Here is a 26,676-nt window from a genome sequence, read left to right as displayed (position 1 = left end):
GCTAGCGGGCGGAATGCGACTTATCGCCGAGCTGACGCGTGAACTCCCAGGCGTCGCGCACAATAGTGCGCAGCTGGGTGCGGGTCGGGTCCCACCCAAGCTCGCGCCGGATTGTTCCCGACGAGGCGATGAGCGTTGCAGGATCGCCGGCACGCCGCGGGGCTACCTCCGACGGGATGGGGTGGCCCGTGACGTCACGGCAAACCTCGATGACCTCGCGCACCGAGTCCCCGTCGCCGGAGCCAAGATTGAAAATATGGTGGGTGCCGGCAGTGTTGGCTTCTAACGCGAGGATGTGCGCGTCCGCAAGATCCCGCACGTGGATGTAGTCGCGCACGCAGGTGCCATCTTTTGTAGGCCAGTCGTCGCCGTACATCATGATCTTGTCGCGGTAGCCCATAGCCACCTGCAGCACAATCGGGATGAGGTGTGTCTCGGTCAGATGGTTCTCGCCGATGCCGTTGTACGCGCCCGCGACGTTGAAGTACCGCAGGCTCGTGGCGCCGAGCCCGTATGCGTGGCAGTAGGAGGTAATAGCGTTGTCGATGGCCAGCTTGGTTGCGCCGTACGGGTTTGTCGGGCGCGCGGTGGCGTCTTCGGTGATCGGCACAGCGTCCGGCTCGCCGTAGACCGCGGCGGTGGACGAAAAGACGAGCGAGTCCACTCCGTGACGGCGCATCGAGTCGAGGAGCGCGAGAGAGACATCAACGTTTCCGTGCCAGTACTTCGCCGGATCGTCCACGGACTCACCCACGAGGGATTGTGCGGCGAAGTGCAGGACACCGTCCACTGGCCCGCCCGCGGTATCTGCGAGCACGTCGTCAATCACGTCCTGGATCGTGCCCTCAACGAACGTGGCGGCCTCCGGAACCGCGTAGCGGTTCCCGGTACTTAGGTCATCGACGACGATGACGTCGTGGCCCACGTCCAGCAATGCGGCGGTGCACACGCTTCCTACGTAGCCGGCGCCCCCGGTGACAACGAGCCTCACAGCCGAATTCCCGTCTCACCCTCGCGTTCCACGCGCAGGGCGTGGGCGGTGTCGGCGGGGAGGTGGAAGCTGCTGCCGTTGTCGGTTGTCACCTCGAGCGCACCCCCGTCGAGAGGAGTAAGCGTGACGGTCTTGCCGACGAGCGGGCCTGCGGTTTTTGGCACAGCACCGTCTTGGAGGATTTCGCTGATCTGCACGACGGTCACTCGCGTCGGCTCCTTCAACCGAAGATCGGTTGCGCGGATGCCTTCTTGGCCGGCATCAACCGGGGAGGCGCCGAGCTCATCGAGTGCCGGGATCGGGTTCCCAAACGGGGAGCGGGCGGGATTGTCCAAGACCGCAACAACGCGGCGCTCGACTTCCTCGCTCATCACGTGCTCCCAGCGGCACGCCTCGTCGTGGACCTGATCCAGGTCGAGCTGAAGAATGTCGGTGAGCAGGCGCTCAGCAAGACGGTGCTTGCGCATGACGGCCGTCGCCCGGTTTCGGCCCTCTTCGGTCAAGGAAAGCGAGCGGTCGTGCTCGACCACGATGAGACCATCGCGCTCCATGCGGGCGACCGTCTGGGACACGGTGGGGCCGGATTGTTCCAGGCGTTCCGCGATACGGGCTCGAAGTGGCGTGATGCCTTCTTCCTCCAGCTCGTAGACGGTGCGCAGGTACATCTCTGTGGTGTCAACGAGGTCACGCACGTTGACGCTCCCTTCCAATCGCAACGGATTCCAGCCCGTACACTCTCGGGCAACATCGTAGCCCAGCGCCCACAGCGATACCGGGAACGCTGGACTTGGCGCTGGACTTGGTAGGTACGGGTGGTGAACTACAGGGCGTAGTCGCGCAGGCGGTCCGCGCGTTCACCGGCGCGCAGCTTGGCCATGACCTCTCGTTCGATCTGGCGCACACGCTCACGCGATAACCCGAATTGGCGACCAATCTGGTCGAGGGTGCGAGGCACGCCGTCCGTCAAGCCGTAGCGCATGCGGATGACATCCTGTTCCCGTTGCTCAAGACCATTGATGATGTCCTGAATGTCGTCGTGCCGCAGCGTGGTCACCACGGCATCTTCCGCATCGGTGGCCTCTGCATCCTCGATGAAGTCCCCCAGCGGAGCCTCCTCGTCCGCGCCGACCGGCATGTCCAGGCTCACCGGGTCGCGCGACTGGCGCAGGAGCATCTCAATCTTGGATTCTTCGATGCCGGATTCCTCCGAGAGCTCCTCGTTCGTTGGTTCCCGCCCAAGGGACTGGTACATCTCGCGGCGGATGCGCGAGAGCTTGTTCACCTGCTCAACCAGATGCACTGGGAGGCGGATGGTGCGCGATTGATCTGCCATGCCGCGCGTGATGGCTTGGCGGATCCACCAGGTCGCGTACGTGGAGAACTTGAAGCCCTTGGAGTAGTCGAACTTCTCCATCGCGCGGATAAGGCCCAGGTTGCCTTCTTGGATCAGGTCCAGCAGCGGCATGCCGCGACCGGTGTACCGCTTGGCAAGGGACACCACCAGACGGAGGTTGGCCTCCAAAAGGTGAGCGCGCGCCTTCCGGCCCTCCTTGGCCAAGATCTTCAGGTCGCGCTTCTTCGCCCGCGTGAGCTTGACGTCCGGGTCGTCCAAGAGGTGCTGCGCGTACAGGCCGACCTCGATTTGCTGAGCGAGCTCGACCTCTTCCTCCGCGTCCAAAAGCGCCGTTTTTCCGATGCCGTTGAGGTAGACACGGACGAGGTCCGCCGACGGGTTGTCGTTGGTTTGGTTCCTGCGGCTGCCGCGGTCAACGGTTTCTGCAGAATCTTGCGTACCCTGTGCAGCGTGATCCGGCTGGGTCATGTGCAACGCCTCCTCGGACTAGGTGGAACAGCTGGGCAGTCTAGTGGGGAAACGTCCCGCAGGCGCGTGATGTTCCCGCCCGGCCGAAATTCATTCATTCCCGTTGATGGTCACGCTTCGACGATGACAGTAAACGGTCCATCGTTGACGCTGGACACCTGCATGTGGGCTCCGAAACGCCCTTCCGAGACATCGATGCCCCGGGAGCGCAGCTCCCGAGCGATGTCGTCTATCACTGGCGCGGCCACGTCAGCGGGCGCCGCGTCACTCCATGACGGCCTGCGCCCCTTTGCGGTCCGGCCCATGAGCGTGAACTGGCTAACCAGAAGCACCGGTGCGCCGACTTCTTCGACGGAACGCTCGCCGCCTAAGATCCGCAGCTCCGCAATCTTGCGCGCCACCGTCTTCCAAGCGTCAGGAGCGTCCTCGCGGCCTACACCAACCAGCGCGAGAATCCCGCCGGTTTCTGGGCACTCGATTTCGCCAACCGTCGCCCCGTCAACCGTCACCCTTGCACTGGTGACACGGGTAAGCACCGCTCTCATGGTTGCTCCTAGAGGTGGGTCAACTGGGCGATCTCGGCCGGCAACACCAAGCCGTGGCGCACAAGGTCGACCACCGCAGCCGCCGCATCAGTTTCAAGCTTCTCGACGTCCTCCGGTGCACTGACACCCTGTGAGGCGGCGTAGAGGCCGACCACGTCGCGCAGCGGCAACCCGTTGGGGTGCAACCCAGAAATCAGCGAGAGAACCCCCACATCGACGGTGTGGGAAAACCGCGGGCCGTCAGTGCGAGTGATCCGAAGTACCTCGTCCGCAAAGCCCATCCCTGACTCGGCATCAACCAGCTTGATGTCCTCGACCGCGACGGTAGGGCGCACCAGGTAGGTTGCGTCGAGGACGGCGTCACGGTCTTTGCCCCGCAGCCATGCCGCGCGGGTGAGATACTCTTCTGCTTCCGGCCCCAGCGGGTCGGTAAACGCGTGGGTGAGTTCCTCGCAGGTGATCTCACTGGGGGCATCACCGATGTCTTCCAGCATCACCCAGCCAAACCCAACCGCATGGACGTCGTTGTCGGCGAAGTGGTCGAGCCACTGCAGCGTCCGATTCACCCCATCGTCGGAGCGGGGATCAATGGATTCATCCCGCAGCCAGGTGGAGACATACATGCCGGGGTCCACCACGTCGCGCTGCAGCACCCACGCGTTGACGCCGCGCGATGGCAACCATGAGGCGACACGGGACTGCCACGGCTCGTCAAGGACGTGGACCCACGATCCCAGGATGAACGCCCGACCGCCGGGTGCGAGATGCCCGGGTGCGTCCTGCAGCACCCGTTGCGTGGCACCGTCTAAGTCCAGGCCCGAATCCCGGTACACGTGGCCAACCTCGGGCAACCCGACCACGAACGGCGGATTAGCCACAATGCGATCGAAGTGCTCGCCCGCCACCGGTTCAAACCAGCTGCCCTGGCGCAACTCAACATTGTCGACCGCATTAGCGCGCATAGCCGCCTCTGCGAACAAAAGCGCGCGGGTGTGGACGTCGGTAGCGATCACGGTGGTTGCTGCATCCGCTTGCGCGAGCGCTTGGACACCAGAGCCGGTGCCAAGGTCTAGCACCGACTCCACAGGGGTGCACGGGGTAGCGGAAAGCAGCGACAGTGACGCGGAGCCGACACCGAGTACGTGATCGCGGCCCGGGACGATGTCTGTCATCGAGGCGTCGAGGTCGGAAAACACCACCCGGGGTTTGCCAGCGACAACGTGGGCGCGCACGTCAACGGCGACGCGGTAGGTGCTCGCACCGGCAACGGGGAGGACCGTATGGGCGTCGATAAGCGCGAGCGCGAGTTTGGTAGTGAGCATGCCGCCGAGAGCCTCCGCCGTGGCCGGGCGCCGCAGGATGAAGAAGCGGATGAGGGCGGACAGGCGGGTCCCGTCGGCGGTTGCGGCGAGAACCACCCCCGGTTCACGCCGGTACATCGCTTCGGTGGCCTCCGGTCCGAGGTGGGCGGCGATGCCGTCGGCGGTAAAGCCCGCCCGCGACAGCTCCTCCGCCAGCGTCCTGGCAAGCTCCGGGAAAGCGGGGGAGAGGTCGCCGGGGTTGGTCACGCGGGGCTCCTGCGGTGAGGTTGGGCTATTCGTCGTGGTCGATGATAGCGGGGGAGTTGCGCGCGGTAGAACCGGGAGCGTCAAGCGCAGCGCGTTGCTGCTCGGCCAGCATGTGCTGGCGGGCGGCGGCTGGCTTGTACACGTTCTTCTCGCGGTTATCGCGCACCTCGCCCTGGGCATTGCCGCGCACTACCGCGATCCAGGGCAGCGGCACTGAGACCACAAACAGCACACTGGCCAGCACCCACAGGTGCGACCGGGCCGCGAAAAACGCCCCCAAGATAAACGGTATTCGCAGCCCCTGGAGCACGGCATACTGCCGCTCACGAGACTGACGGTTTTGCTCCGGAGTGTAGGAAGCATCTGTGATCAACGCCCGGGACGCACGTGCGCGGCGCCGATGCAGCGACACCCGGCGCGACGCCCCACGGGGTTGGGGCGATCCGTCGAGCGCGTGGGGTTCCGCGTCCACCGTCTCCGCGCCCAACTCTGGGCCCGATTCTGGGTCCGGTTCAGGGTCCGTGCGATCGTGGGAACTCATGGACCTCGAGGTTAGCCCTCCGGCTTAACCTCTCGCACAAATTGGGGCATGATGGACGCCGTGAACACGACGACACAGACGCTCGAGCGCACCGACCTCAGAGAAGACACCTCGTCGACCACAGACGACGGCACGCCAAAGTTCTTCCACTACGTCAAGAAGGACCAAATCGTCGATTCCGCCATCTCCGGGAAAATGGTGGTGGCACTATGCGGCGAAGCATTTCCGGTGAAAAAGCAGGCGAAACCCGGTTCGCCCGTCTGCCCTGACTGCGAGCGCATTTACAAGGGGCTGCGCCGCAAGTGAGCTCCGCGTCCATTGGGCCCCAGCTGCGTAAATGGCAGCAGGAGGCCCTCGATTCGTTTCTCAGGGACAAACCGCGCGACTTCATGGCGGTTGCGACACCGGGCGCCGGTAAGACCACGTTCGCGTTGACCCTGGCCTCGCGGCTGGTTGAAGACAAAACCGTGCAACGCATCATCGTCGTGGTACCCACGGAGCACCTGAAGCACCAGTGGTCAGACGCAGCGAAGCGCTTCGGGCTGTCGCTAGACCCGAACTTCACCAACTCCTCGGCGGTAAACGCGTCGTACGACGGCATCGTGGTCACGTACGCGCAGGTGGGGATGCACCCGTTCAAACACCACGCGGTCGCATCCGCCCGCCGCACCCTGGTCATCTTGGACGAGATTCACCATGCGGGTGACTCTAAGAGCTGGGGCGATGGCGTGTATGAGGCGTACAACGACGTCGAGCACCGCCTCGCACTGACCGGCACCCCCTTCCGCTCAGATGACTCACAAATCCCGTTCGTCCGCTACGTCGAGGACGGTGAAGGACACCTGGTCTCGGAGGCGGACTACACCTACGGCTACTCCCACGCGCTCGCCGACGGCGTTGTGCGCCCGGTGGTATTTCTGGCCTACTCGGGAGAGGCCCAGTGGAAAGACTCAGCCGGCGAAGAGTACTCGGCTCGCCTGGGAGAGCCGCTTACCCCGGAGCAGACCTCCCGCGCATGGCGCACCGCTCTCGACCCGAAAGGGGATTGGATCGCCGCCGTGCTTACCGCGGCGCACACCCGTTTGATGAAAATCCGAGCGAACATGCCGGACGCCGGCGGTTTGGTCATCGCCACCAACAAGACCACCGCGCGCGCCTACGCAAAGATCCTCGAGACGCTATCCAACACACCCGTGACTGTTGTGCTTTCGGACGAGGCCGGCGCCTCCGACCGCATCGACGAGTTCTCCGCATCGCGAGACGAGTGGATGGTTGCCGTCCGCATGGTGTCCGAGGGCGTGGACGTGCCGCGCCTGTCCGTGGGCGTGTACGCCACTTCTGCATCCACGCCATTGTTCTTCGCGCAGGCGATCGGCCGTTTCGTCCGCTCTCGCATGCCTGGCGAATCCGCCTCAGTCTTCCTGCCATCGGTGCCGGTGCTGCTCCGGCTCGCAGAGGAGATGGAAGTCTCCCGCGACCACGTCCTGGGCAAGCCGCACCGGGAGTCCGGCTGGTCCGACGAACTGCTGGAGCAAGCCAACCGCACACAGAACGAGCCCGACGAGCTCCCCGCGTACGAATCAATCGGTGCATCGGCGGAGCTAGACTCGCTAATCTTCGACGGATCCACCTACGGAACGGCGACTCAGGCGGGCTCGGCAGAGGAGCAAGACTTCCTCGGCCTTCCCGGGCTGCTCGACGCCGACCAGGTGCGGACCCTCCTAGCCAAGCGGCAAAGCGACCAGCTGGACGCCCGAGACGCCGAGGAGAAGGCGCGCCGGGCCGAGGAACGCAAGGCACGGGAACGCGCCGAAGTGCTTGGCGAGCCTGTACGTCACACACCGGTTGACACGGGCGCAGTCGCGGAGCCCGCCACCGCTGCAGACGAACTGCCCCAGCTGCGCAAGGAACTCAACGCCAGAGTAGCTATCGCGGCGAGCAAGACGGGTCGGCCGCACGGGGCAATCCACACCGAGGTACGCAAGGCGTGTGGCGGCCCGCCGACCGCCCTGTGCAACGCAGAGCAGCTCCGTCAGCGCATCGCGTTCCTGCGGGACTGGTAGGGCCGCCGGTAGGGTTGCCTGCGACACGCCGACACGAAAGGACACGCGATGAGCACCCCGTACAACCCTGGGCACAACCCCGGAAACAACCCCGACGAACCGCGGGACAATAACTCCTTTGGCCAGAACCCCAGGGGTGAGAACACGTACGACACCCACCCGGGGGAGGGCAGCTTGGGACACCACCCAGAAGGTGTGTCCGAATACGGCGGGTACACGGGCCAGCAGTGGCAGCAGGCGGACTACGCCCAGGGTGAGGCAGGCAACGCTGGTGACGGCGTGGCCGGCGGCAACTACGGCACCACGCCAATGTCGTACGGCTACGCGCCCGAGCCTGGGCCCCAGCAGAACAACGGTGTTGCGCTCGCCGCCATGATTCTCGGCATACTGGCGCTGTTTGGCCTAGCCTTCATCTTCCCTGGGTTCATTCTCGGATTGATCGCTCTCATCCTGGGCATCATGGGCGTGCGGAGGGCCAACGCAATCGCCGGCCCTGGGGCTCGGAAGGGGATGGCCATCACCGGCATTGTCACGGGCGCCATCTCGTTGATCCTGTCGGCGCTGATGCTTATCTTCGGCTTCTCCGTAGCGAAGCAGCTGGTGGACGACGGCGTATTTGAGGCGTGTGAGCAGTACCAGAACGATGACGAGCAACTGCAGGCATGCCTCGAGGATGAGGTGGAGCGGAGTCTCAACAACTAGGCGCCGGCGCTCCGACACAGCGAAAGCCCTGACCGTTTCGGTCAGGGCTTTAGTTGTAGTGCCAGGCGGCGGTTTAATCCAGATAATCTCGCAGCACCTGCGAACGCGACGGGTGGCGCAGCTTGGACATGGTCTTGGACTCGATTTGCCGGATGCGCTCTCGGGTGACGCCGTACACCTGGCCGATTTCGTCAAGCGTGCGGGGCATGCCGTCCGTCAGACCGAACCGCAGACGCACCACGCCGGCCTCGCGTTCCGAAAGCGTGTGCAGGACATCTTGCAGCTGATCCTGCAGGAGCGTGAACGACACTGCGTCCACCGCCACGACGGCTTCCGAGTCCTCGATGAAATCGCCCAGCTGGCTGTCGCCCTCGTCGCCAATGGTCTGGTCGAGCGAGATCGGCTCCCGCGCGTACTGCTGGATCTCGAGGACTTTCTCCTCGGTAATGTCCATTTCCTTTGCCAGCTCAAGCGGTGTGGGCTCGCGGCCAAGATCTTGCAGCAGCTCTCGCTGGATGCGCCCAAGCTTGTTAATGACCTCGACCATGTGCACCGGAATACGGATGGTGCGAGCCTGATCAGCCATTGCGCGGGTGATGGCCTGGCGGATCCACCACGTGGCGTACGTGGAGAACTTGTAGCCCTTGGAATAGTCGAATTTTTCCACTGCGCGAATCAGGCCCAAGTTGCCCTCTTGGATGAGGTCCAAGAAAGCCATGCCGCGACCGGTGTAGCGCTTCGCCAGCGACACCACGAGACGCAGGTTTGCCTCCAGCAGGTGGTTCTTCGCTTTGCGGCCGTCGCGGGCGACCGCCCGAAGATCTCGCTTGACGGCGGGCGTGAGCTTGGCGTCTTTATCGCCCTCGGCGGCCGCGCGCGCCATTTCGTCCAATCGGTACTGGGCGTAGAGTCCCGCCTCGATGCGTTTTGCCAGGGATACCTCCTGCTCGGCGTCGAGGAGGGCGACTTTGCCGATCTGCTTGAGGTATGCACGTACCGAGTCCGCCGAGGCAGTCAGTTGGGCATCTTTGCGTGCCTGGCGCAACGCCGCGGATTCCTCGATGTCCCAGACGGAGGCGCCTTCGTCTTCTTCTTCCTCGTCGTCGTCAGACTCGTCTTCGGCGCCGAGCTCGTCTTCGTCGTCATCCGAGACTTCGTCGCCAAGGGCGTCGTCGATATCCTCGTCGAAAGCGTCGTCTTCGTCGCCGATCTCCGGATCGTAATCCGGATCTTCGCGGTCTGCGTCGCGCTCGGTCGGCTCCTCGCCCGCGCCCAGCAGACCGGTTTCCAGCTCGTCGGCATCAGAAGTGGCCGGGCTTGCGGCCTTCGTGGCCTTCTTTGCGGTGGTCTTTCGGGCCGACTTCTTGGCTGTTTTCTTTGCGGTCTTCTTCGCCGTTTTTTTAACCGTCTTCTTTGCGGTCTTTTTCGCGGTTTTCTTCACGGTCTTTTTGGCCGTCTTTTTCGCGCCGGCTTTGGCAACGCTGCCTGCGCCACCGTCAGGAGTAACCTCAGTTACGCTGTCGGTGCTATTGCTTGAAGCTTCGCTGGCTACCACGTACGCCCTTTCGAATCATTGGACCTTACCACTGGCAACCCAGGGTACGTCTGCGTCCGAGAATTTTCAGAACGCCAATACTAACAGCCAGCCGCAGGCTATATTCCTTCTCCTCGCGCACTGGCTGCCCAACGGCAGCTACCGTACCGCAACGCTGGTAGAGGTTTACGGAGCGACATGGCTGTGCGCAGCCATGGCGGCGCCCACAATTCCTGCGTTGTTGCGCAACGCGGCCGGCACGACAGGGACATCGACGGTGAGCAGCGGCACCCACTGCTCGGCTACACCGGAAATGCCCCCGCCAACGACGAACGCGGACGGGTTCAACAAGCGGGCGTACTCGTGCAAGATTGTGTCCACGCGAGCAGCCCATTCCGCGAAACTCAGCTGCTCGCGGTCGCGCACTGCGGAGGACGCGAAGTGCTCCGCCTCCGCGCCGTCGATACGCATGTGCCCGAGCTCGGTGTTGGGAAAGAGCGTGCCGTCGCTAAAGAACGCGGAACCGATCCCGGTGCCGAAGGTAAGGAAGATAACTGCCCCGTTCCGGGCAGCCTCATCGCCGAATGCCACCTCTGCGATACCTGCAGCGTCCGCGTCGTTGAGCACTGATACCGGCGCGCCCCCAAGGGCCTGGGTAAATAGCTCATGGACGTCAAGACCCACCCAGGAATCGTCGATATTCGCAGCGGTGCGCGCAATCTGGCCTGTGATCACGGATGGCAGCGCGATACCGACGGGACCAACCCATGCGCACGATGCGACGATCTGTGCCACGGCGTGGGCAATTGCGGCCGGTGTCGCGGGCTGCGGCGTGGCAACCGTGGCGCGCTCGCCGACGAGCTCGCCCGTTGCCATGTCTACTACAGCGCCCTTGATGCCAGACCCGCCAATATCGATGCCGAATCCAAGAGCCGTTTCAGTCATGGCAGGAAGTGTACAAACGGTGCCGACACCTCGCGCCCGAAGCAGTCTTTTCAGTGCCTGAGCTGGGAAGGTGACAGGGCTATGTGTATCCCCTAGTATTCCGCTCAACTGACGACTTTCAGGCCCTTTCTGGGGCAATCACCTGAGCTGGAGGACACACCACCATGGCCACCGATTACGATGCGCCGCGCCGCCGGATGGACGACGAGATTGAGACCGATTCACTGGAAGGTCTCAAGGCCGCTGAGGTAGCTGGCAGCAGCATGGATGACGACGGTGAGATCGTCGAGCCAGTCGAGCCGCCGACCCAGGACCTTTCCGGCGAGGAGCTCAATGTGGAGGTCAAGCCGCGTCAGGACGACGAGTTCACCTGCGCGTCGTGCTTTCTAGTGCAGAAGAACAACCGCCTCGCATACATCGAGGACGACGGATCTAAGATCTGCCTCGACTGCGAGTAAGCAAGACGCCTATCGACGACCAAAGGGCGGCCCACCTGCAACGGTGGTGCCGCCCTTTGGTCGTAACAGAGCTGCGGCGTTACGCTGTTTCGCTACCGGGCGCAAACGCGGCGAGTACGTCTTCCGGGCGTTTCGCGGAGATGAGCCAGTAGGGGGTGGGGTCATCGGGGTCGTCCAGCACGATGAGAACGTGCTCGCTGACCCAAGGGCGCGACACCAGAAACGCCGCTGGATCTAACTGGCGTCCAAGCGCGTTTTGCCGGGCTGAGCCCGGGACCACCATCGAACGCGCGACGACCGTGTTGGGGAGGTTGGCATCGTCGACGCTCAACCACCGGGTGCCGTCCGGATCTCGCTCAACCGTCAGCGTGGTGCGTGAGAGCCACAGGAGGAACCAGGAAAAGAGTGCCCCAAACAGTACGAGCGGGCCGATGAACCACCAGATGTTGCGGTTCAGGGCGAATTGGCCCGCTAGCAGCAGCGTGAGTCCAGCAAGAGCCACCCACCAGTACCAGGGCACCCACTGACGCTCCGTGTATAGCACTTCAGCCGCCGCATTTAAGTTCGCTGCCTCCGCAGCGCCGGGGTTTGCAGGGGTCGACGCGGTTTCACTCACGACCCCTACAATAGGCGGGAGCGTCCCGCAGACATATTTGCGCGGGAGTCGCGGCCGAGACTGTGTCTAAGCGGTCACGTAGGGTGGACCGAGTGGAACAGCACAGTACTGAGCATGAAATGTCAGAGTGGGCCACGATCCCGCCGATTCAGGTGAAACGGCTTGACCCGGAACTGCCGTTGCCGAAGCGGGCCCATCCCGAGGACGCGGGCGCGGACCTGTACTCTGCGCAGGATCTCATTCTCCAACCCGGGGAGCGGGCACTGGTGCGCACAGGGGTGGCCATCGCGCTTCCAACCGGCACCGTCGGGCTGATCCACCCCCGTTCCGGAATGGCCGCAAAGCACGGCCTGAGCATCGTGAACACGCCGGGCACCATCGACGCGGGTTACCGGGGCGAGCTGATGGTGTGCCTGCTCAACACCGACCGCACTGAGGCTATCGAGATCACCCGCGGCATGCGCATCGCTCAGCTTGTTATCCAGCGCGTGGAGCTTGCGCAGTTCGAAGAGGTCGATCAATTGGACGAAACGGAGCGGGGATCCGGCGGGTACGGCTCCACTGGAACCCACTAGCGCGGGCTACAGTGTGTAACCGCAAACGCACGAATGACACGCAACTGCGACCACCAGTAAGGAAGTGACGCTCATGGCGTTCTGGCCGTTCGGAAAGAAGAAGCAGCAAGATGAAGCTGCCGCAGAATCCACACCGCTTGCCCCCACGACGGAGGGGCTGGCGGCGGAACCCGCTGGTGGCCCAGAAGCGGGCCGGGAGGTCGAAAGCTGGGCCGGCGCGGAGCTCGTCGAGAAGCAGGAGACTGCCTCGCTTCCGCTCGCCCCCGGCGTCGAAGTGCTGAACAATTACGACCCAGTGAATGGCTCGACCGGGCCGTTCGACGGCGACAACGTTGAGATAGAGGACTTCGACTTTTCCGATTTCTCCGACGTCACGCTCAATCTCGGCTCCGTCCGTGTTCCGCTGCCGAAGGAATCCCAGGTGCAGGTCGAGATGGGAGAGCAGGGGCCCAAAATGGTGCATGTAGTCACGCGCCACGGTCGCATCACGCCGGTTGCTTTCGCGGCCCCGCGAACCGGGGGGTTGTGGGAACAGTCCGCAGAGGAAATCATTCAGGGCATGCGCTCCGAGGGCATGCCGGTTGAGGTGCAGCAAGGCCCGTGGGGCAAGGAGATAGTCGGCACTGGTTCCAACGGGGTGATTCGCATCATCGGCGTGGAGGGTCCGCGCTGGCTGTACCGCGTGACGTTAGCGGCGCCGGCAGGTTCTGAACAGGCCCTCGCGGAAACCGGACGCGAAATAGTCGCGCGCTCGTTTGTGTACCGTGGCGAGGACCCGGTCCTGGCTGGCAACTCGCTGCAGGTGGTGCTCCCGGCCCAGTTGGCCCAGCAGGTGCAGGCAGCGGCTGAAGCGAGGGCCCGTCAGGCACAAGAGGCGGCGCAGGCTCCGGCGAACGGCAACCCCAATGCGCTCAGCGACGCGCTAAAGCAGATCATCGCCCAGAATGCGGACAACCAGCAGCAGCTACGCGACCAGCGCGTCAACGGCGCAAACACGGACGAGGGCGGCGCGTCTGCGTCGACAGCCAAATAGGTGGGTCAGTTCTCTAAGGGAGCAGCCTCCGCGCCTCTTGCACCAGGCCAGTCCGTGCGTTTGCGGGTCCGGGCCATGGCGCACGGGGGAGAGGGTATCGCTGACGCCCCCGACGGTCGCGTGGTGTTTGTCCGAGGCGGTGTGCCCGGTGATGTTGTGGACGCGACGCTCGCCAAGGTGAAGAAGCGGTGGGCAAGGGCGGATGCCGTCGAGGTGAGAGAGCCATCCCCGGACAGGGTGGAGCCGACGTGTCCGGCTGCCGCCGCCGGTGCGGGCTGCTGCGACTACTCCCACATCCGCCCGGATGCACAGGTGGGCTTCAAACGCGACATCCTGCTCGGCCAACTCGGGGCGCTCTCGGCACATTCGGGCGTTCTCGCCGGTTTCGATTTCGATCACCTGGAAGTGGCGCAACTTGACCCTCCTACGGGGTGGCGCACACGGGTTCGCCTCGGCATTGACAGCCGGGGAAGGGCGGGGATGCGTCGCGCTCGCTCTGCTGACGTGGTGGCAAGCTCCGTGTGCACCCAGCCGGTCCCGGGACTTCTTGACGGCATAGTCGGAGAGGACGCGCGCGCGTTCGCGCCAGGCGCAGAGCTCGTCGTCGCGCGGGACGCAAACGGGCAGCGCCATGTCGTTCAGACTCACGCGGCGCAGCGCGGGCGCCGGGTTGAGGCGGTGCAGCGGGTGCTTGAAGGCGACGGCAAAGTGGTCGAGCGGGTGCGCGGCTTCGACTTCATGTTCCCGCCCACGGCGTTTTGGCAGGCGCACGTGCGAGCACCCGAGGCGTACTCCGACACCATTGCTGACTGGGGCAGGGGAGAATACGCAACACCTGTTGGGTGGGACCTCTACGGCGGCGTCGGTGCGTTCGTCCCGGCCATCAGCGACGCGCTCGGCGGCGGCACCGTTGAGTCGGTGGACTACTCAGATGCAGCCGCGGCGCGGGAACAGCAGGTGACAGACGCTTTCAACGTTCGCATGCACCACGGCGACGTTGCATCCACGGTGAGCCAGCTGCCGAAGCCGGGTCTTGTAGTGCTGGACCCTCCCCGTGCAGGCGCAGGTCAAGATGTCGTGGACGCGATTGCAGACGCCGCGCCGCAACGCGTGATCCACGTCGGTTGCGACCCGGCGACGTTCGCGCGGGATCTCGCTGGCTTTGGCAATCGCGGTTATGCAGTGACGCGGCTTAAGCTCATCGACGCGTTCCCGAATACCCACCATTTCGAGGTCATTGCCGCGCTAGAACGCGCGTGACGTGCCGGATCGGGGCGCGGTGCCCGGCGTGTAGACTACTGAGAACGTTACGCCCGGGTGGCCTGCGCTACGCGGGCCCATTATTGCGAAGGAGTACGACAGGACCGTGGCACTGCTCGAGCACATCGCAACGCCGTCCGATGTCCGCAAGCTCTCTCCCGCGCAACTCGATGACCTGGCGGATGAGATCCGCGAGCTGCTGATCCAAAAAGTTTCAGCAACCGGCGGTCATCTTGGGCCGAATTTGGGCGTGGTTGAGCTGACCATCGCGTTGCACTACATCTTCAACTCGCCACACGACCCGATTATTTTCGACACCTCACACCAGTCGTACGTGCACAAGATCCTCACGGGCAGGGCTGGACAGTTCGACACCCTGCGAAAAAAAGACGGCCTGTCCGGCTACACCGCGCGCTGCGAGTCCGAGCACGACTGGACTGAGTCCTCCCATGCGAGCGCGTCGTTGTCGTACGCGGACGGTTTGGCGAAGGCGAAGGCGCTGACCGGCCGCGGCGAGGACAACGTGGTAGCGGTCGTCGGCGACGGCGCACTCACTGGCGGGATGTGCTGGGAGGCCCTGAACAACATCGCCGCAGCGAACCGCAATGTCGTCATCGTGGTCAACGATAACGGGCGGTCGTACTCGCCGACGATCGGAGGCTTCGCCGACAACCTAACCAAGCTGCGCGATCAGCTTGCGGCCATCCGGATGCAGCCGGCTTACGACGAAGTCATGGAATCGGGCAAGAAAACCCTGAAATCCATGGGGTGGGTCGGAGAGCGCACATTTGACGCGCTGCACGCTCTGAAAGAGGGCGTGAAATATCAGGTGGTGCCCACCGAGATGTTTCCGGAGCTGGGCATGAAGTACGTGGGCCCGGTCGAGGGCCACGACATCAAGAGCCTGCTCAACGCGTTCAAGTACGCGAAGCGTCACGACGGCCCGATCATCGTCCACGTAGTCACCGAGAAGGGCCATGGCTTCGCGCCCGCGGTCAACAACGTCGCCGACCAAATGCATTCCACTGGGGCAATCGATCCGGTGACGGGCAAGGCGCTGGCGAAGTCCGAACCGGGGTGGACTGCAGTGTTTACCGAGGAGCTGCTGCGGGCGGGGCATCAACGCAGCGACATCGTCGCCATCACTGCCGCGATGGCGGGCCCGACCGGTTTGCAGCCGTTTGCAGAGCAGTTTCCGGACCGATTTTTCGATGTCGGTATTGCGGAGCAGCACGCGGTGGCCTCCGCCTCCGGTATGGCACTGGGGGGTTTGCACCCCGTGGTGGCCCTTTACTCTACGTTCCTCAACCGCGCCTTCGACCAGCTGCTCATGGATGTCGGCCTTATCGGGCAGCCAGTCACCCTCGTCCTTGACCGAGCCGGAGTCACTGGCTCCGACGGCGCCAGCCATAACGGCGTGTGGGACATGGCCATCGCATCGATAGTGCCTGGGATCCGAATTGCCGCCCCCCGCGATACCTCGCGGTTACGCGAGGAGTTCGCGGAAGCGATCGCAGTTGACGACGGCCCTACAGTCGTACGCTTCCCCAAGGGCGCAGCCGGCCCAGACATCGACGCCGTGGAGCGGTTGGAAGGCGGCGTGGATGTCCTCGCTCGCCCCGGAGAGGAAGAGTCTGACGACTTCAACGTGCTCATTGTCGCTGTCGGCGCTTTCGCACAGTACGCGCTGGATGTTGCCGCGGCGGTGCGGGCAGATGGAATCCGCGCAACCGTGGTGGACCCCAGGTGGGTCATTCCAGTCTCGCCCAGCGTGATCGACGAGGCCGCGCAGGCCGACTTGGTAGTTGTCTACGAAGACGGCGTGGTGCGCGGCGGCGTCGGCTCCGCGGTCACCGAGGCCGTCGCCGCAGCGGAACTGGACGTGCCAGTGCGGCACCTCGCGTTCCCCGACGTTTTCCCGCTGCACGCGTCGCGCGGCGAGATTTTGGAACAGTACGGGCTGGATCCTGTCTCTGCCGCCGCGCAAGTGCGCGAGTGGGCACGCAGTTTGGCGGACTAGTCCGTCGCGGCCCTCTCGGCATGGGCGTCTGCCAGAATCGGCGCGGTGATGTCGACCTGCCACGGGCGCGCACCCGTTGTCCGTAGCGCACCGGCCGCCTGGTGCGTGTCCCACGCTGGGCCGTGCTCGGGTGAGTGCCACACCGCCTCGCGCAGGTGCGCCGGGCCGAGCAGGATGTCGGGCTGGATGTTCAGCGCTTCAGCAGTGGCCGCTATCTCCTGCCGGCACGTCTGTAGCATTTGCCACGATTCCGGGTAGTGCCGTTCCCAGCCCGACTTTGACGGAACCGCGTCGGTTCGCTGCGCGCCTCGCTGCGGCCACGTGGCGGGGTCGGAGGCAAGTGCCTCGTCCACGACGCTCAGCCAGCGTCGCGAGTCCCGGGGCGAGAACGTAACCCGTCCGGCGGCTTTGGAAAGCTCGTGGGGCGTAGCGGGTCGCGTGCGCGCGATGTCAAGGAGCGCCCGGTTGGACAACAGACGCCCGGGGGAGATGTCGCGCGCCTTCCCTAGCTCCTCGCGCGCCTGCCAGAGTTTCCGCGCCACCTGCAAGCTGGATTGCTCGCGCAGCGCGGCCAACCCCTTGAGGTCGCGCCACGTTTTCTCCGGCCGGGGTACAAGCGAGTGGGTTGCAATGAGATGCCTGAATTCTTGATGGGCCCAGCCCAGTTTGCCTTCAGCGTCGAGAAGCTCGGTGAGCGCCTCGGCTAACTCGTGGAGGTACTCAACATCCAGCGCCGCGTATTCCCGCCAAGGCTCGGGCAGAGGCGTGCGCGACCAATCTTCGTGGCCATGGCCCTTTTCCAGCTCCACGCCCACAAACCGCTCCACCATGGCGGCGAGGTTTGGCCGGCTGTAGCCTGCGAGGCGGGAGGCGAGCTCCGTGTCGAACAGCACGCCGGGGTGCAAGCCCAGCAGGGCGAGACTGCGCAGGTCCTCACCCGCAGCGTGGATGATCCACTCAGCGTCGTTGAGCACGGGCGCGAATGTTGACCGCGCAGCCTCGCGGTGTCCCTCGGGGGCGATGAGAAATGTCCCCGCCCCGCGGCGGCGCACCTGCACTAGAAAGGCGCGTTCGCCGTAGCGGAAGGAAGAGGCTCGTTCGGTATCCACCGCGAACGGGCCGCGGCCGCGCTCCAGAGCCTCCGCCGCGTGAACAAACGCGTCGGGGGTGTCTACAAGGCGATAGTCAATGCGGCCGCTCATACCCAGAAAATTTAGCGCGAGCCGAGCTGCGTCACACCTTCCGGTGGCAGGCCAGCAACGTGGGCGAGGACTTTCGAAAACGCTTCCACGTGGTGCTGCAAGTCCGTTCCCTCAGCAGTCCACGACGCGCGCATCTCCAACTGGTACGCGCGGGGAGGCCCGCCAATCTCGCCGAAACGCACAGACGCCGTGGATGTCACCGTGCCGCCGAGGTTGGTGTGGCTCGCTCCGGTCTCTGCCAGGGATTCGTTGAGCCACTGCCACGCCACGTCCGGAAGCAACGGGTCGGATGCGACGGCGTCGTCCATGTCGGCCTGGATGTAGGCCACCAAGCGCATTGAGCCTTCCCACGCCTCTTCGGCGGCGGGGGAGTGCAGGAGGATGAGGCGACCGAAGGCGTCACCCTCCGAATCCACAGGCATATCGTTTTCGTTAGCGTGCGCCACCTCGAGCCCCACGGCGTGGCTAAACGGTGCGGGGCGCTGGGGCGGGCGGATCGTGCCCAGCGTGATCTCGGGCCGGAGGCGCGCCGCGTGCATGGATTCAACGGCGGCACTGAATTCGGCCGGCCAGGAATCGTCGCGGGCGTGGTCGTCCCTGTTCTCGCCCGCCCCGTCGGCAGGCAATGTGGAGGTGGAGTCCGAGTTCATCACAGGCTCAAACGTATCCAGCAAGCGGCCACGTTGGGGGAGGCGCGCCGTGGGGGGCGGCCGCCGACGGCGTAGAGTGGAGTACGTCTTTCGTTTGATCTGCCGCATGGCAGGAAAGGGGTATTCATCATGGCCAAGCTCGACTTTGAGAAGCTCAACGCGACCCAGCGCTACCTGCAGTTCGCGGTGTTCCGCGCGGTACCCGGCGCACTCGGCACCGAGCGCGGGCAGCTTATCGACGAAGCTCGCGCCTTCTTCGCCGAGTTGGAACGGGAGGGCGTTGTGGCTATCCGCGGCATCTACGACAACACCGGTATCCGTGCAGATGCCGACTTCATGATTTGGTGGCACGCTGAGGAGTTTGAACACCTGCAGAAGGCGTTGGCAGACTTCCGCCGGGAGACCGCGCTTGGCCAAAAAGTGGAGCTGAGCTGGATTGGAAACGGTCTGCACCGCCCGGCGGAGTTCAATAAATCCCACCTGCCCAGCTTCATCATGGGCGAGGAGCCGGGCGACTGGATTACCGTGTACCCCTTCGTTCGTTCCTACGACTGGTACGTCATGGACCCGCAGGAGCGTCGCCGCATCCTTGCGGAGCACGGCATGGCCGCGCGCGATTTCGCCGACGTCCGCGCAAACACCGTCGAAGCGTTCACCCTGGGCGACTACGAATGGATGCTGGCGTTCGAGGCTCCGACACTGGAGCGGATTGAATTGCTGATGAAGACGATGCGCTACACAGAGGCCCGTCTCCATGTACGGGAAGAGATCCCGTTCCAGACTGGGCGCCGGGTCAGCGACATCGCGGAGATCATCGAGGTCCTGCCGTAGGTAACGTCGTCAAGCGGCTGCTTACGCCTCGTCGAGGGTGAGCGAGATGGAGTTAATGCAGTACCGCAGGTCGGTGGGGGTGTCGAAACCCTCGCCGGCGAAGACGTGGCCGAGGTGCGAACCGCAGTTGGCACAGAGCACCTCGGTGCGGATCATGCCCAGTGAGGTGTCCTCGCGCTCGATGATGGCGTCGCCTGCGAGCGGCGAGAAAAATGCAGGCCAGCCGCAGTGGGCGTCGAACTTCTCCGTGGAACGGAACAGCTCGGCTCCGCAGGCGCGGCAGCGGTAGACACCCTCGGTTGTGGTGTCGGTGTATTCGCCGATTCCGGGAGCCTCAGTGCCTGCTTCGCGCAGCACGCGGAACTCCTCCGGCGAGAGCTTTTCGCGCCACTGTGCCTCGGTAAAATCCTTGTAGTTCGGGGTCTGCTCGGTCATCGCACAGTCCTTTCCGTCCTGGTCGTTGATGTATCACGCTTGTGTGTTCTCGACAATACCCACGCCGCGCAGGAAACGATGAAAACGGCCCATCCGAGGGTAGGCAGATACGTGTTGAGCCAGCCTCCGAAGAGCGAGTGGTTGTCGCTGACCCAATCCAACGGGGACAGGCACAGCGCGGCGCCAAGCCACGCGGCCCACGACCGCATCGGACTGTCTTTGTGAAAGATGGTAAATAACGCCGGAAATAACATCATCGAGTAGTACGCCTGTCCGAGCGATGACAGGAGGCACACGCCGGCGAGCAGCACACCCGAACCGGCCGCGAAGTAGAGCAGCTCGTCCGTTTGGCGCCAGCGCGCGAGACCGAGAACTGCCCCGGCCACGGCAGCAGCCAGAAGCGACCACAAGACGGCCTGCGACCACGGTGGCATGCCGAAGTAGACGGCGAAGCCTGGCAGGGACGAATTGGCGTAGTCGCGCGTGATGCGGAGATACGGCACGACGACGTCGAGGTAATCGCGGGCGCCGGGAGTCAGCGGCCACGCAGCAAGGTTCATCGCTACCGGGACACCGAGAGCACCGAGCGCAGGTCGCCAGCGCAGCTGTAGCAGCGGCAACACCAGCAGCGGCGCGAACATCGGCTTGACTAAGATGGCCAAACCCAGCACCACGCCCGCGGCTATGTCGCGGCGGGCAAGTAGTAAGGCGATGAACGCTACCAGCGCAAGCAGGAGGACGCCGTTGATGTTGGAAAACACCAGTGTGTTGGTCACGGCTTCTGTGCAAAACGCCAGCGCGATAGCGACGGGAAATACAGGGCCGGGCAGCGGGCGGCCTGCGATTTTGGTCAGCCAGGCCAGAGCGGCGACAATGCACGCCGCGTTCACCGCGATGAACAGCGGGCGCGCCAGATTGATGTCCGAGATTAACCCCAATGGCGACAGCAACAGTGTCGCACCCGGGTTATACAAGTAGTGCGGATTGACGTGGCTGTAGACCTCATCGTACACCGGCACCCGGTCGATGAAGCGGCGGGTGGCGGACCACACCGTGGTGAAATCGTCTGTCACCGATCCCGCACGCGCGAGGATGAATAGCCGGTGCAGGACCAGAAGCACCGCGACAGGCCATGCGGCAGCCGCAATCGCGGGTGCGAGGCGTGTGCGCTCATCGGCCGACTGGGCCTGCGCTGCGGTTGACTCGGCCTCGGGTACTTCACGGACGCTTCGTGGCGGCGGGGTAGCAATCACGCGCCTAACCGTACCGCCCGCAGTGTCGTTAGCGTTCTCGCACGCTCCGGTAACGGAGGAAGAGCATCGAGTCGTTGTCGTCCTCAGCTGAGAGCGCAGCCTCCAGAAAGTAGCGCTGGTAGAAGGAGGGCTGACGATCGACCTGCGCGAGACCCCAAGGGCCGTCGTCGGCGCTTACGGACGGATCAAGAGTGACATGGCAAACGTCGAGTAGATCGTGACTGATGAGATCCGCGTACACACTCGGCCCGCCCTCGCAAGCTATACGGTGAAAACCCTCCCGGTGAAGTGCTCCAATTACTTCTGGGGCGGAGCCGGACCCAGTAGAAACGAATTTCACGCTGGCAGCTTGGAGGGCGGCGCGTTTGGGAGCGAGAGCGACGTCGTCAAGCGATTGCTGCGGGCAGGCGATGAGCGCGTCGCCGCCTGAGAACACCCCGAGCGAAGGGTCGATGCTGAGTGAGCGGGTGAGCAAGGCTATCGGCGTCTCGGCGGGGCCGTAGCCTTCGGCGGCGGCAGTAGAAGCGGAGACCAGCACGACGTCCGCCCATGCGCGTAGCTCCTGCAGAAACGAGGAATCAAGGTCGTTGCCGAGTGCGCTGGAGGTGCCGTGCCGGCCGAACGCGCCAAATAGCGTCATGACCATCGCCGCACGGGTTTCGCACTGACCGGGCGCTCGCACGGGGCCGAGAATGTCCTTTGTGGTGATCATGCGCAAAAGATTAACCCCGGGCGAGCCGGGGTTTGAATGGAGCGGATGACGAGACTCGAACTCGCGACCCTCACCTTGGCAAGGTGATGCGCTACCAACTGCGCTACATCCGCAGTGCAAACGTTCGTCTGCACAGGAATCCAGCAAGGATTCCTGTGCGCGATACTGGGATCGAACCAGTGACCCCTACCGTGTCGAGGTAGTGCTCTACCGCTGAGCTAATCGCGCGAGGCTAGTTAAGCGTGGAGGTGGATACGGGAATCGAACCCGTGTACACGGTTTTGCAGACCGTTGCCTAACCACTCGACCAATCCACCGTGGAGTTACCTCCGAAGTATTCGGTGATACCCCCGAAGTACTTGGAGCGGATGACGAGACTCGAACTCGCGACCCTCACCTTGGCAAGGTGATGCGCTACCAACTGCGCTACATCCGCATTACTATTCAGTTTGCGAGGGTGTAACCCTCCGTGCGCGATACTGGGATCGAACCAGTGACCCCTACCGTGTCGAGGTAGTGCTCTACCGCTGAGCTAATCGCGCTCGCGTTCCCGCTGGGAACTGGAGCGGATGACGAGACTCGAACTCGCGACCCTCACCTTGGCAAGGTGATGCGCTACCAACTGCGCTACATCCGCACGCTTTCCACGCTGTCTGCGTTGAATGCGAGAACACACTTTATCCTCACCACGCCCGTCCCTACAAATCGCGACGTCATCACCCCTTTCCTCCCACTTCTTTTAAATCGCATCGTTGTCATTCCGGTGGCGGGTGGAGGTGCTTTTGTCATGCGGCTGCCGCGGCTTACTTATCTCGGTTCAATTGGTGTAATGACCAGCGGATTCGGTTCTTTCGGGCGCGGCGTGTAGTGTTTCACCTCGTTCGGTCCTATGGCTCAGTGGAAGAGCGTTCCGTTCACACCGGAAAGGTCGCTGGTTCGATCCCAGCTAGGACCACAAGTTAAACCCCTGGAAACAGGGGTTTTAAAATTTTCTATCTGGGCGAGGGCTGAGCGCGCTGAGCATGGCGTTTCCTGACATTCCCAGGTATCCTAAGGGTGAGCGCGTTGAAGATTGCCGCGGCGTGATAACCCCTCCACATGACTAGGCAATTAGAGCGAGACTGGGACGTCAGACACGGGACGTCTAGTGACTTCAGGAGCCATTACTGGCTCGTGTAACGGAGCGGGCCCGCCTAACTCACTCGAGGGGATGATCTGGGCTTAATCCCGAGCTTGCCGGGCTTCCCCGAGGCCGGGGCACCGATAGGTCCCTGTAGGACCACCTTGACAAGTGGGCAGCTACAGGAGGTATATCACTATGGCTACTGCCACCCCCATTTTTCCCTTGCTCACCGCTGGCGACCTGCTCAGGACCTTTAGTCGTGAAGACGTGTGAACGTGTGGGCATCTCTACCCGCACCGTTGACCGCCTGCTCACCCGGGGTGAGCTAAAGACCGTTCCCGGCGCCCGGGACAATGGACGCACTGCGCTCATTACGGCTGCATCGTTGTATGACTACATCTACGGCGGTGAGTGGTAACCATGACTGTATGGGAAAACCCCGCCGTGTTGGACCATGACGGGGCTGACAACGAAACCGCTTCACAAAAAATAAACGTACCCCCGCCCGGGGGCGCTCGGGGGAATCGCTACGAGGGCGGGGATACGTGAGTGACCATATCCTCGACACTCTGGTGGCGCATTTCCTGCACCGGGAAGTGCACACTGAGCTGTCACAAAGAGCGTTGCTCGTGCGGACAGGCCGTGGATAGTCCGAAAATAGTGCTGAAAAATGTCACTCTCGCGGACTGACAGGATTGTGTCTGGAAAACGGTGCCTGTGGTGGTGCAGTCTATTGGCTGTCCCGGAGTGCACCACATGGTGCCGGATTAGGGCCTGTTTCAGGCACACTTTTCTGTCAATCTCGCGAATGGCAACCCCTGGGTGTTTAGACCACGTGTTTAGTAACGGTGTGGTGAGTATCGGGTAACGCCCGGGTGAGTATCGAGTAACACCCGGGCGTTTTGGGGTTTCGGCGGGGTTATGGGGCCAGTCGCATGTTGGTGCCTTCGAGTGTGATGATTTCGGCGCCGGCGACGAGTCGGTTGAGGATGGATTCGGCGATGACGGCATCGGGGATGGATTTGTACCACTCGTCGGGTGTGAACTGGGATGTCACGATGGTGGATCCGCGGGGTTCGCGCTCTGCGAGGATGTTGAGCAGTTGGTGTGCGGTGACGGCATCGATTGGGGTGGTCAGGAAGTCGTCGAGGACTAACACGTCTGTGTGGTGGAGGTCTTCGAGGAATGTGATGCGGGCTGGGTCGTCGTGTTTGAGCACGGCGAGGTGGTTGGCAAGTGTGTCGGTGCGGAAGAAGCGTGCGGAGTAGTCGTTTCGGCACGCCGCGGTGAGTAGTGCTTGGGCGAGGTAGGTTTTGCCGACGGAGGATTTGCCCAGGATGACAATGTTTTGTGCGCTTTGGCACCATTGGCAGTGAGCGAGTCGGGTGATTTGCTCTTTGTTGATGGTGCGGCCGGGCGTGTAGGTGATGTCTTCGATACAAGCATCGGGATTTGGCGATCGGGATGCTTTGAGCAGTTTGTTGACTCGCCTCTCACGCTTGGCCGCTACCTCTTTGTCGAGTGCGTAGAGCACCTTGTCGGAAAAGCTCCAATCGTCGAAGGCGGGATCGGCGGCGATGTCGATGACGCTTTGTCCGAAGGCGGTCATGCGCAGGTCGGTAAAGACCGGCAGGACTGATTCATCGAGGAAGCGGGCAGATGCTGATGCTGGCTGTGGGTGGGGCATGGGTTATGCAGATCCCTTCTTGGTGAGGTTTTCGAGGCTGAACTGGGCAGCACCACCGAGGTAGGCGCCGCGGGTGTCACGCGCTGTCGGCGCAGGCGCGCCGTCAGCGGGTCTGCCGGTTGGTTGATCGGTTGGCAGGTCAGTGCCTGTAGGCCGTGTGGAGGTGTCTTTGCGCACGGCGGCCATCATGTTTTTCACCGCGGTATACGACACAGCACGCCTAGCACCGTCGGTGGACACCAACCGCCTGCAGGCTTCTTCGAGGATTGGCTTGTTGGTGTGTTTGCCCATGCTGAGCACGTTGCGGCACGCTTGGTACGCCTGGGCAGGGATCGCTTTGGCTTCGATGAGCTCGGCAATCACCTGGCGGGTGGCCGGCCCGATCTTGGCGGCTTCGCGCAGGAAGTACTCGCTTGTCCACAACCCACGGGTGTCACCCATGTTCGCCGGGATGTGGTCGGTGTCGGTGACATACACCCCGCGGGCACGTGCGAGTTGGTGGGTGGCCACACGCTGCCCGGCGTCGAAGACGGCGAGACTGTCACCGGTGATACGCACATCCACGGTGCGGCCCACCAGCTGGTTGGGCACCGAGTAATGCGCGTTGTGCACTCTGATGTGGAAGTTCGGCGCGACTTTGGCGCGTTTCCATTCGGTACGCTGCCACGGCGTTTCAGGCAGCGCGGTGAGCACGTCGCGTTCGAACTGATCAAACAATGCGCGCCTGCTCGTCGCATTGCCGCGAAACGGTTCGGCAGCGTTGATCCCATCGACTAGGACGGTGATTTTTGCGTTGAGCTCGTCTATTCCGGCGCACTGGTGGCCATCGAGTGCGTGGATAACGTTCTGGGTGACAATCTTGACTGCAGCTTCAACGCTGGCCTTATCCTTGGGACGTTTCGCCCGAGCCGGCAACGCGGCGGTGTTGTAGTGCTCCAAAAACTCCTCGTAGGTGGAGTTGACCCGGCGATTCCTGTCCGCGGCACTGATCGCATTCGAAGCCGTTGAGGCATTATCCGGCACGATGACCTCGGCAACCCCGCCGAAGTACTCGAACGCGCGGATATGAGCTGCAAGCCACGCGTCCTGGCGCTCATCCGCGCACGCGCAGGCGAACACCATCCCTGAATACGGCAGCGAGGCGACAAAGATACTGACCTTCAAGCCTTGCCCGCCGGTGGGGTCAAACAACCGCATCTTCGTGCCTGCCCAGTCCACCTGCATCGTATGGCCTGGGAGATGGGTGATTCTGGCGGTCAGCCCGGCTGCATCGACGTGTTGAGCCACAAGTTGGCGAAACCGCTCGTAGCTGTAGTACCGCTGGCCTGTGCCCGCAGGCTGTGCGGTGTAGCGGCCCCACAGCACCTGCAGGGTCACCTTGTTGCGCCCGGTGCGCGCCTTGGCGACAGCGTCGAAATCGATCGGGACGAAATCCCCCTGAGCATGGCTGCGCCCGTCGACGAACCAGTCCGCCAGCTCATGATCCGCAACCCCACGAAGTTGCTCACGGGTTGTGATGTTGTGTTCCACCAGCGCATCGCGAGCCTTTTGCACGGTGGTGTGCGAGCACCGCGAACTCGAACAGATTTGACGGACAGACCAGCCTTTGAGCACTTGATCCATTACCGCCCGGTAGTCAGTCACAATCAGACTCCTCTGGTAACGCCGCGTGCCCTGAAGTCACGCGGTCACCAGAATCCTCCCCCGGACTGTTACTGGATGCTCACCAATGCGTTACTCGATACTCACCACGGTGTTACTAGATACGACCGCGCAACACCCTGGGCCGACGACTGGGCGCCAGGACAGAGGAAAGGTTCGAGCTAACTTTTCGTGACTTCTATCGGAGGAAGCGCGAATCGGATAGCTTGAGAAGGAATGTCGCTGGGTGCCTAGGGGTTATGAGCGGGGCTTAGTAGTTCGTGAAGATCCTTGAATCTCCGCCTTCGTACCTGTGCGATTTAAAATCCCGAACTTCTGAATTTAGGACAAAGCATGGAACGTGACGCCATAACCCAGTACACCGTCCTGGGCACCCTGGTAGATCGAGCGGTTTGCATGCCCTACGCCAGACCTCAAGTGCTGCGGGAAGGCCGACGTCGCCGTCAGA

At 63.2% G+C, this 26,676-nt stretch carries 27 protein-coding genes and 7 tRNA genes; 12 read left to right on the top strand and 22 right to left on the bottom strand.

The window, feature by feature from the left end:
* Position 1: 1 nt before the first annotated feature.
* From galE to CUREI_RS12635, 6 genes are all read right to left on the bottom strand, one after another.
* Positions 2-991, bottom strand: a complete 990-nt coding sequence (galE, locus tag CUREI_RS06840) for a UDP-glucose 4-epimerase GalE (protein WP_038611930.1) — start codon at positions 989-991, stop codon at positions 2-4.
* Positions 988-1,683 (bottom strand): metal-dependent transcriptional regulator, encoded by a 696-nt coding sequence (locus CUREI_RS06835; RefSeq protein WP_038611927.1) that lies wholly within the window; start codon positions 1,681-1,683, stop codon positions 988-990. Before CUREI_RS06835 ends, galE begins: the two co-directional genes overlap by 4 nt.
* Positions 1,684-1,811: 128 nt before the next feature.
* Complete coding sequence (locus CUREI_RS06830; RefSeq protein WP_038611925.1) at positions 1,812-2,813, bottom strand: sigma-70 family RNA polymerase sigma factor; 1,002 nt, start codon at positions 2,811-2,813, stop codon at positions 1,812-1,814.
* 110 nt (positions 2,814-2,923) lie between these two features.
* A complete protein-coding gene (gene dtd, locus CUREI_RS06825) occupies positions 2,924-3,358 on the bottom strand; it encodes a D-aminoacyl-tRNA deacylase (protein ID WP_038611922.1) in 435 nt (144 codons plus the stop codon).
* A gap of 8 nt (positions 3,359-3,366) precedes the next feature.
* Positions 3,367-4,926, bottom strand: a complete 1,560-nt coding sequence (locus CUREI_RS06820; protein ID WP_038611919.1) for a DUF7782 domain-containing protein — start codon at positions 4,924-4,926, stop codon at positions 3,367-3,369.
* Positions 4,927-4,951: 25 nt separating this feature from the next.
* Positions 4,952-5,467 (bottom strand): DUF3099 domain-containing protein, encoded by a 516-nt coding sequence (locus CUREI_RS12635; RefSeq protein WP_084768228.1) that lies wholly within the window; start codon positions 5,465-5,467, stop codon positions 4,952-4,954.
* Positions 5,468-5,518: 51 nt separating this feature from the next.
* Between CUREI_RS12635 and CUREI_RS06810 the strand changes: the two genes are divergently transcribed.
* The 3 genes from CUREI_RS06810 to CUREI_RS11630 are packed head-to-tail and all read left to right on the top strand — an operon-like array spanning position 5,519 to position 8,232.
* Complete coding sequence (locus tag CUREI_RS06810) at positions 5,519-5,773, top strand: DUF3039 domain-containing protein (protein ID WP_038614160.1); 255 nt, start codon at positions 5,519-5,521, stop codon at positions 5,771-5,773.
* The gene (locus tag CUREI_RS06805; protein ID WP_084768226.1) at positions 5,770-7,530 is read left to right on the top strand and encodes a DEAD/DEAH box helicase; all 1,761 of its coding nucleotides are present in this window, start codon (positions 5,770-5,772) and stop codon (positions 7,528-7,530) included. Before CUREI_RS06810 ends, CUREI_RS06805 begins: the two co-directional genes overlap by 4 nt.
* 48 nt (positions 7,531-7,578) lie before the next feature.
* Positions 7,579-8,232 carry a DUF4190 domain-containing protein gene (locus CUREI_RS11630; protein ID WP_051952255.1) on the top strand — a complete coding sequence of 218 codons (654 nt, stop codon included), beginning with the start codon at positions 7,579-7,581 and terminating at the stop codon, positions 8,230-8,232.
* Positions 8,233-8,305: 73 nt separating this feature from the next.
* On the opposite strand, the gene CUREI_RS06795 is transcribed toward CUREI_RS11630, so the two are convergent.
* Positions 8,306-9,787 carry an RNA polymerase sigma factor gene (locus CUREI_RS06795; protein WP_038611916.1) on the bottom strand — a complete coding sequence of 494 codons (1,482 nt, stop codon included), beginning with the start codon at positions 9,785-9,787 and terminating at the stop codon, positions 8,306-8,308.
* 165 nt (positions 9,788-9,952) lie between these two features.
* The gene (ppgK, locus tag CUREI_RS06790; RefSeq protein WP_038611913.1) at positions 9,953-10,711 is read right to left on the bottom strand and encodes a polyphosphate--glucose phosphotransferase; all 759 of its coding nucleotides are present in this window, start codon (positions 10,709-10,711) and stop codon (positions 9,953-9,955) included.
* 164 nt (positions 10,712-10,875) lie between these two features.
* On the opposite strand from ppgK, the gene CUREI_RS06785 reads away from it, so the two are divergent.
* Complete coding sequence (locus CUREI_RS06785; RefSeq protein ID WP_038611910.1) at positions 10,876-11,169, top strand: DUF4193 domain-containing protein; 294 nt, start codon at positions 10,876-10,878, stop codon at positions 11,167-11,169.
* Between the two features lie 79 nt (positions 11,170-11,248).
* Here the strand turns inward: CUREI_RS06785 and CUREI_RS06780 are convergent, their stop codons facing one another.
* Positions 11,249-11,785 carry a DUF3093 domain-containing protein gene (locus CUREI_RS06780; RefSeq protein WP_084768224.1) on the bottom strand — a complete coding sequence of 179 codons (537 nt, stop codon included), beginning with the start codon at positions 11,783-11,785 and terminating at the stop codon, positions 11,249-11,251.
* A 119-nt stretch (positions 11,786-11,904) separates the two neighbouring features.
* Here CUREI_RS06780 and dut point away from each other — a divergent pair, with 119 nt between their 5' ends.
* From dut to dxs, 4 genes are all read left to right on the top strand, one after another.
* On the top strand, positions 11,905-12,360 hold the full coding sequence (dut, locus tag CUREI_RS06775; RefSeq protein ID WP_038611904.1) for a dUTP diphosphatase: 456 nt from the start codon (positions 11,905-11,907) through the stop codon (positions 12,358-12,360).
* 73 nt (positions 12,361-12,433) lie between these two features.
* Positions 12,434-13,393 (top strand): DUF3710 domain-containing protein, encoded by a 960-nt coding sequence (locus tag CUREI_RS12000; RefSeq protein WP_084768222.1) that lies wholly within the window; start codon positions 12,434-12,436, stop codon positions 13,391-13,393.
* The gene (locus tag CUREI_RS06765) at positions 13,394-14,653 is read left to right on the top strand and encodes a class I SAM-dependent RNA methyltransferase (RefSeq protein WP_038611901.1); all 1,260 of its coding nucleotides are present in this window, start codon (positions 13,394-13,396) and stop codon (positions 14,651-14,653) included. It begins immediately after the preceding gene.
* A gap of 106 nt (positions 14,654-14,759) precedes the next feature.
* Entirely contained in the window at positions 14,760-16,673 is a 1,914-nt protein-coding gene (dxs, locus tag CUREI_RS06760) for a 1-deoxy-D-xylulose-5-phosphate synthase (RefSeq protein ID WP_038611898.1), read from the top strand.
* Here the strand turns inward: dxs and CUREI_RS06755 are convergent.
* Entirely contained in the window at positions 16,670-17,875 is a 1,206-nt protein-coding gene (locus tag CUREI_RS06755; protein ID WP_038611895.1) for an HRDC domain-containing protein, read from the bottom strand. The genes dxs and CUREI_RS06755 overlap by 4 nt on opposite strands.
* An 11-nt stretch (positions 17,876-17,886) precedes the next feature.
* Positions 17,887-18,525, bottom strand: a complete 639-nt coding sequence (locus CUREI_RS06750) for a DUF3000 domain-containing protein (protein ID WP_038614150.1) — start codon at positions 18,523-18,525, stop codon at positions 17,887-17,889.
* Between the two features lie 126 nt (positions 18,526-18,651).
* On the opposite strand from CUREI_RS06750, the gene hemQ reads away from it, so the two are divergent.
* Positions 18,652-19,356, top strand: a complete 705-nt coding sequence (hemQ, locus tag CUREI_RS06745) for a hydrogen peroxide-dependent heme synthase (RefSeq protein ID WP_236627278.1) — start codon at positions 18,652-18,654, stop codon at positions 19,354-19,356.
* Positions 19,357-19,377: 21 nt separating this feature from the next.
* Here hemQ and msrB read toward each other — a convergent pair whose 3' ends face one another.
* The 9 genes from msrB to CUREI_RS06700 form a co-directional block, all read right to left on the bottom strand.
* Positions 19,378-19,791 carry a peptide-methionine (R)-S-oxide reductase MsrB gene (gene msrB, locus CUREI_RS06740; RefSeq protein WP_038611889.1) on the bottom strand — a complete coding sequence of 138 codons (414 nt, stop codon included), beginning with the start codon at positions 19,789-19,791 and terminating at the stop codon, positions 19,378-19,380.
* Complete coding sequence (locus tag CUREI_RS06735; protein WP_069202893.1) at positions 19,788-21,044, bottom strand: glycosyltransferase family 87 protein; 1,257 nt, start codon at positions 21,042-21,044, stop codon at positions 19,788-19,790. The genes msrB and CUREI_RS06735 overlap by 4 nt, the downstream gene beginning before the upstream one ends.
* A gap of 28 nt (positions 21,045-21,072) precedes the next feature.
* A complete protein-coding gene (locus CUREI_RS06730) occupies positions 21,073-21,756 on the bottom strand; it encodes a dihydrofolate reductase family protein (protein ID WP_038611886.1) in 684 nt (227 codons plus the stop codon).
* 37 nt (positions 21,757-21,793) lie between these two features.
* Positions 21,794-21,869: transfer RNA gene (locus CUREI_RS06725), tRNA-Gly, on the bottom strand.
* Positions 21,870-21,912: 43 nt separating this feature from the next.
* A tRNA-Val gene (locus CUREI_RS06720) sits at positions 21,913-21,984 on the bottom strand.
* 15 nt (positions 21,985-21,999) lie between these two features.
* Positions 22,000-22,073, bottom strand: a tRNA-Cys gene (locus CUREI_RS06715).
* A 43-nt stretch (positions 22,074-22,116) separates the two neighbouring features.
* Positions 22,117-22,192, bottom strand: a tRNA-Gly gene (locus tag CUREI_RS06710).
* A 34-nt stretch (positions 22,193-22,226) separates the two neighbouring features.
* Positions 22,227-22,298 (bottom strand) — tRNA-Val (locus tag CUREI_RS06705).
* Positions 22,299-22,317: 19 nt separating this feature from the next.
* A tRNA-Gly gene (locus CUREI_RS06700) sits at positions 22,318-22,393 on the bottom strand.
* Between CUREI_RS06700 and CUREI_RS12275 the strand changes: the two genes are divergently transcribed.
* From CUREI_RS12275 to CUREI_RS12270, 3 genes are all read left to right on the top strand, one after another.
* Positions 22,364-22,624, top strand: a complete 261-nt coding sequence (locus CUREI_RS12275) for a hypothetical protein (RefSeq protein WP_144242434.1) — start codon at positions 22,364-22,366, stop codon at positions 22,622-22,624. The genes CUREI_RS06700 and CUREI_RS12275 overlap by 30 nt on opposite strands.
* Before the next feature lie 15 nt (positions 22,625-22,639).
* A tRNA-Val gene (locus CUREI_RS06695) sits at positions 22,640-22,711 on the top strand.
* 427 nt (positions 22,712-23,138) lie between these two features.
* Positions 23,139-23,297 carry a hypothetical protein gene (locus CUREI_RS12270; RefSeq protein WP_236627170.1) on the top strand — a complete coding sequence of 53 codons (159 nt, stop codon included), beginning with the start codon at positions 23,139-23,141 and terminating at the stop codon, positions 23,295-23,297.
* 501 nt (positions 23,298-23,798) lie between these two features.
* Here CUREI_RS12270 and CUREI_RS06690 read toward each other — a convergent pair.
* The gene (locus CUREI_RS06690; protein WP_038610129.1) at positions 23,799-24,566 is read right to left on the bottom strand and encodes an ATP-binding protein; all 768 of its coding nucleotides are present in this window, start codon (positions 24,564-24,566) and stop codon (positions 23,799-23,801) included.
* A 3-nt stretch (positions 24,567-24,569) separates the two neighbouring features.
* Positions 24,570-26,210: an IS21 family transposase gene (istA, locus tag CUREI_RS06685; protein ID WP_084768122.1), complete on the bottom strand. Its 1,641-nt coding sequence runs from the start codon at positions 26,208-26,210 to the stop codon at positions 24,570-24,572.
* Positions 26,211-26,676: the final 466 nt, after the last annotated feature.

This window comes from Corynebacterium ureicelerivorans (genome assembly GCF_000747315.1).
Classification (GTDB): domain Bacteria; phylum Actinomycetota; class Actinomycetes; order Mycobacteriales; family Mycobacteriaceae; genus Corynebacterium; species Corynebacterium mucifaciens.
Note: the sequence above shows the minus strand (reverse complement) of the source record. Positions and strands in the feature narration are given on the sequence as shown.

Excerpts from the sequence above, each read along its gene's own strand:
- CUREI_RS06830 (WP_038611925.1), bottom strand. The coding sequence starts at position 2,813 with ATGACCCAGCCGGATCACGCTGCACAGGGTACGCAAGATTCTGCAGAA.
- dtd (WP_038611922.1), bottom strand. The coding sequence starts at position 3,358 with ATGAGAGCGGTGCTTACCCGTGTCACCAGTGCAAGGGTGACGGTTGAC.
- CUREI_RS12635 (WP_084768228.1), bottom strand. The coding sequence starts at position 5,467 with ATGAGTTCCCACGATCGCACGGACCCTGAACCGGACCCAGAATCGGGC.
- CUREI_RS06810 (WP_038614160.1), top strand. The coding sequence starts at position 5,519 with ATGGACGCCGTGAACACGACGACACAGACGCTCGAGCGCACCGACCTC.
- CUREI_RS11630 (WP_051952255.1), top strand. The coding sequence starts at position 7,579 with ATGAGCACCCCGTACAACCCTGGGCACAACCCCGGAAACAACCCCGAC.
- ppgK (WP_038611913.1), bottom strand. The coding sequence starts at position 10,711 with ATGACTGAAACGGCTCTTGGATTCGGCATCGATATTGGCGGGTCTGGC.
- CUREI_RS06785 (WP_038611910.1), top strand. The coding sequence starts at position 10,876 with ATGGCCACCGATTACGATGCGCCGCGCCGCCGGATGGACGACGAGATT.
- dut (WP_038611904.1), top strand. The coding sequence starts at position 11,905 with ATGTCAGAGTGGGCCACGATCCCGCCGATTCAGGTGAAACGGCTTGAC.
- CUREI_RS12000 (WP_084768222.1), top strand. The coding sequence starts at position 12,434 with ATGGCGTTCTGGCCGTTCGGAAAGAAGAAGCAGCAAGATGAAGCTGCC.
- CUREI_RS06755 (WP_038611895.1), bottom strand. The coding sequence starts at position 17,875 with ATGAGCGGCCGCATTGACTATCGCCTTGTAGACACCCCCGACGCGTTT.
- CUREI_RS06750 (WP_038614150.1), bottom strand. The coding sequence starts at position 18,525 with ATGAACTCGGACTCCACCTCCACATTGCCTGCCGACGGGGCGGGCGAG.
- msrB (WP_038611889.1), bottom strand. The coding sequence starts at position 19,791 with ATGACCGAGCAGACCCCGAACTACAAGGATTTTACCGAGGCACAGTGG.
- CUREI_RS06730 (WP_038611886.1), bottom strand. The coding sequence starts at position 21,756 with ATGATCACCACAAAGGACATTCTCGGCCCCGTGCGAGCGCCCGGTCAG.
- CUREI_RS06690 (WP_038610129.1), bottom strand. The coding sequence starts at position 24,566 with ATGCCCCACCCACAGCCAGCATCAGCATCTGCCCGCTTCCTCGATGAA.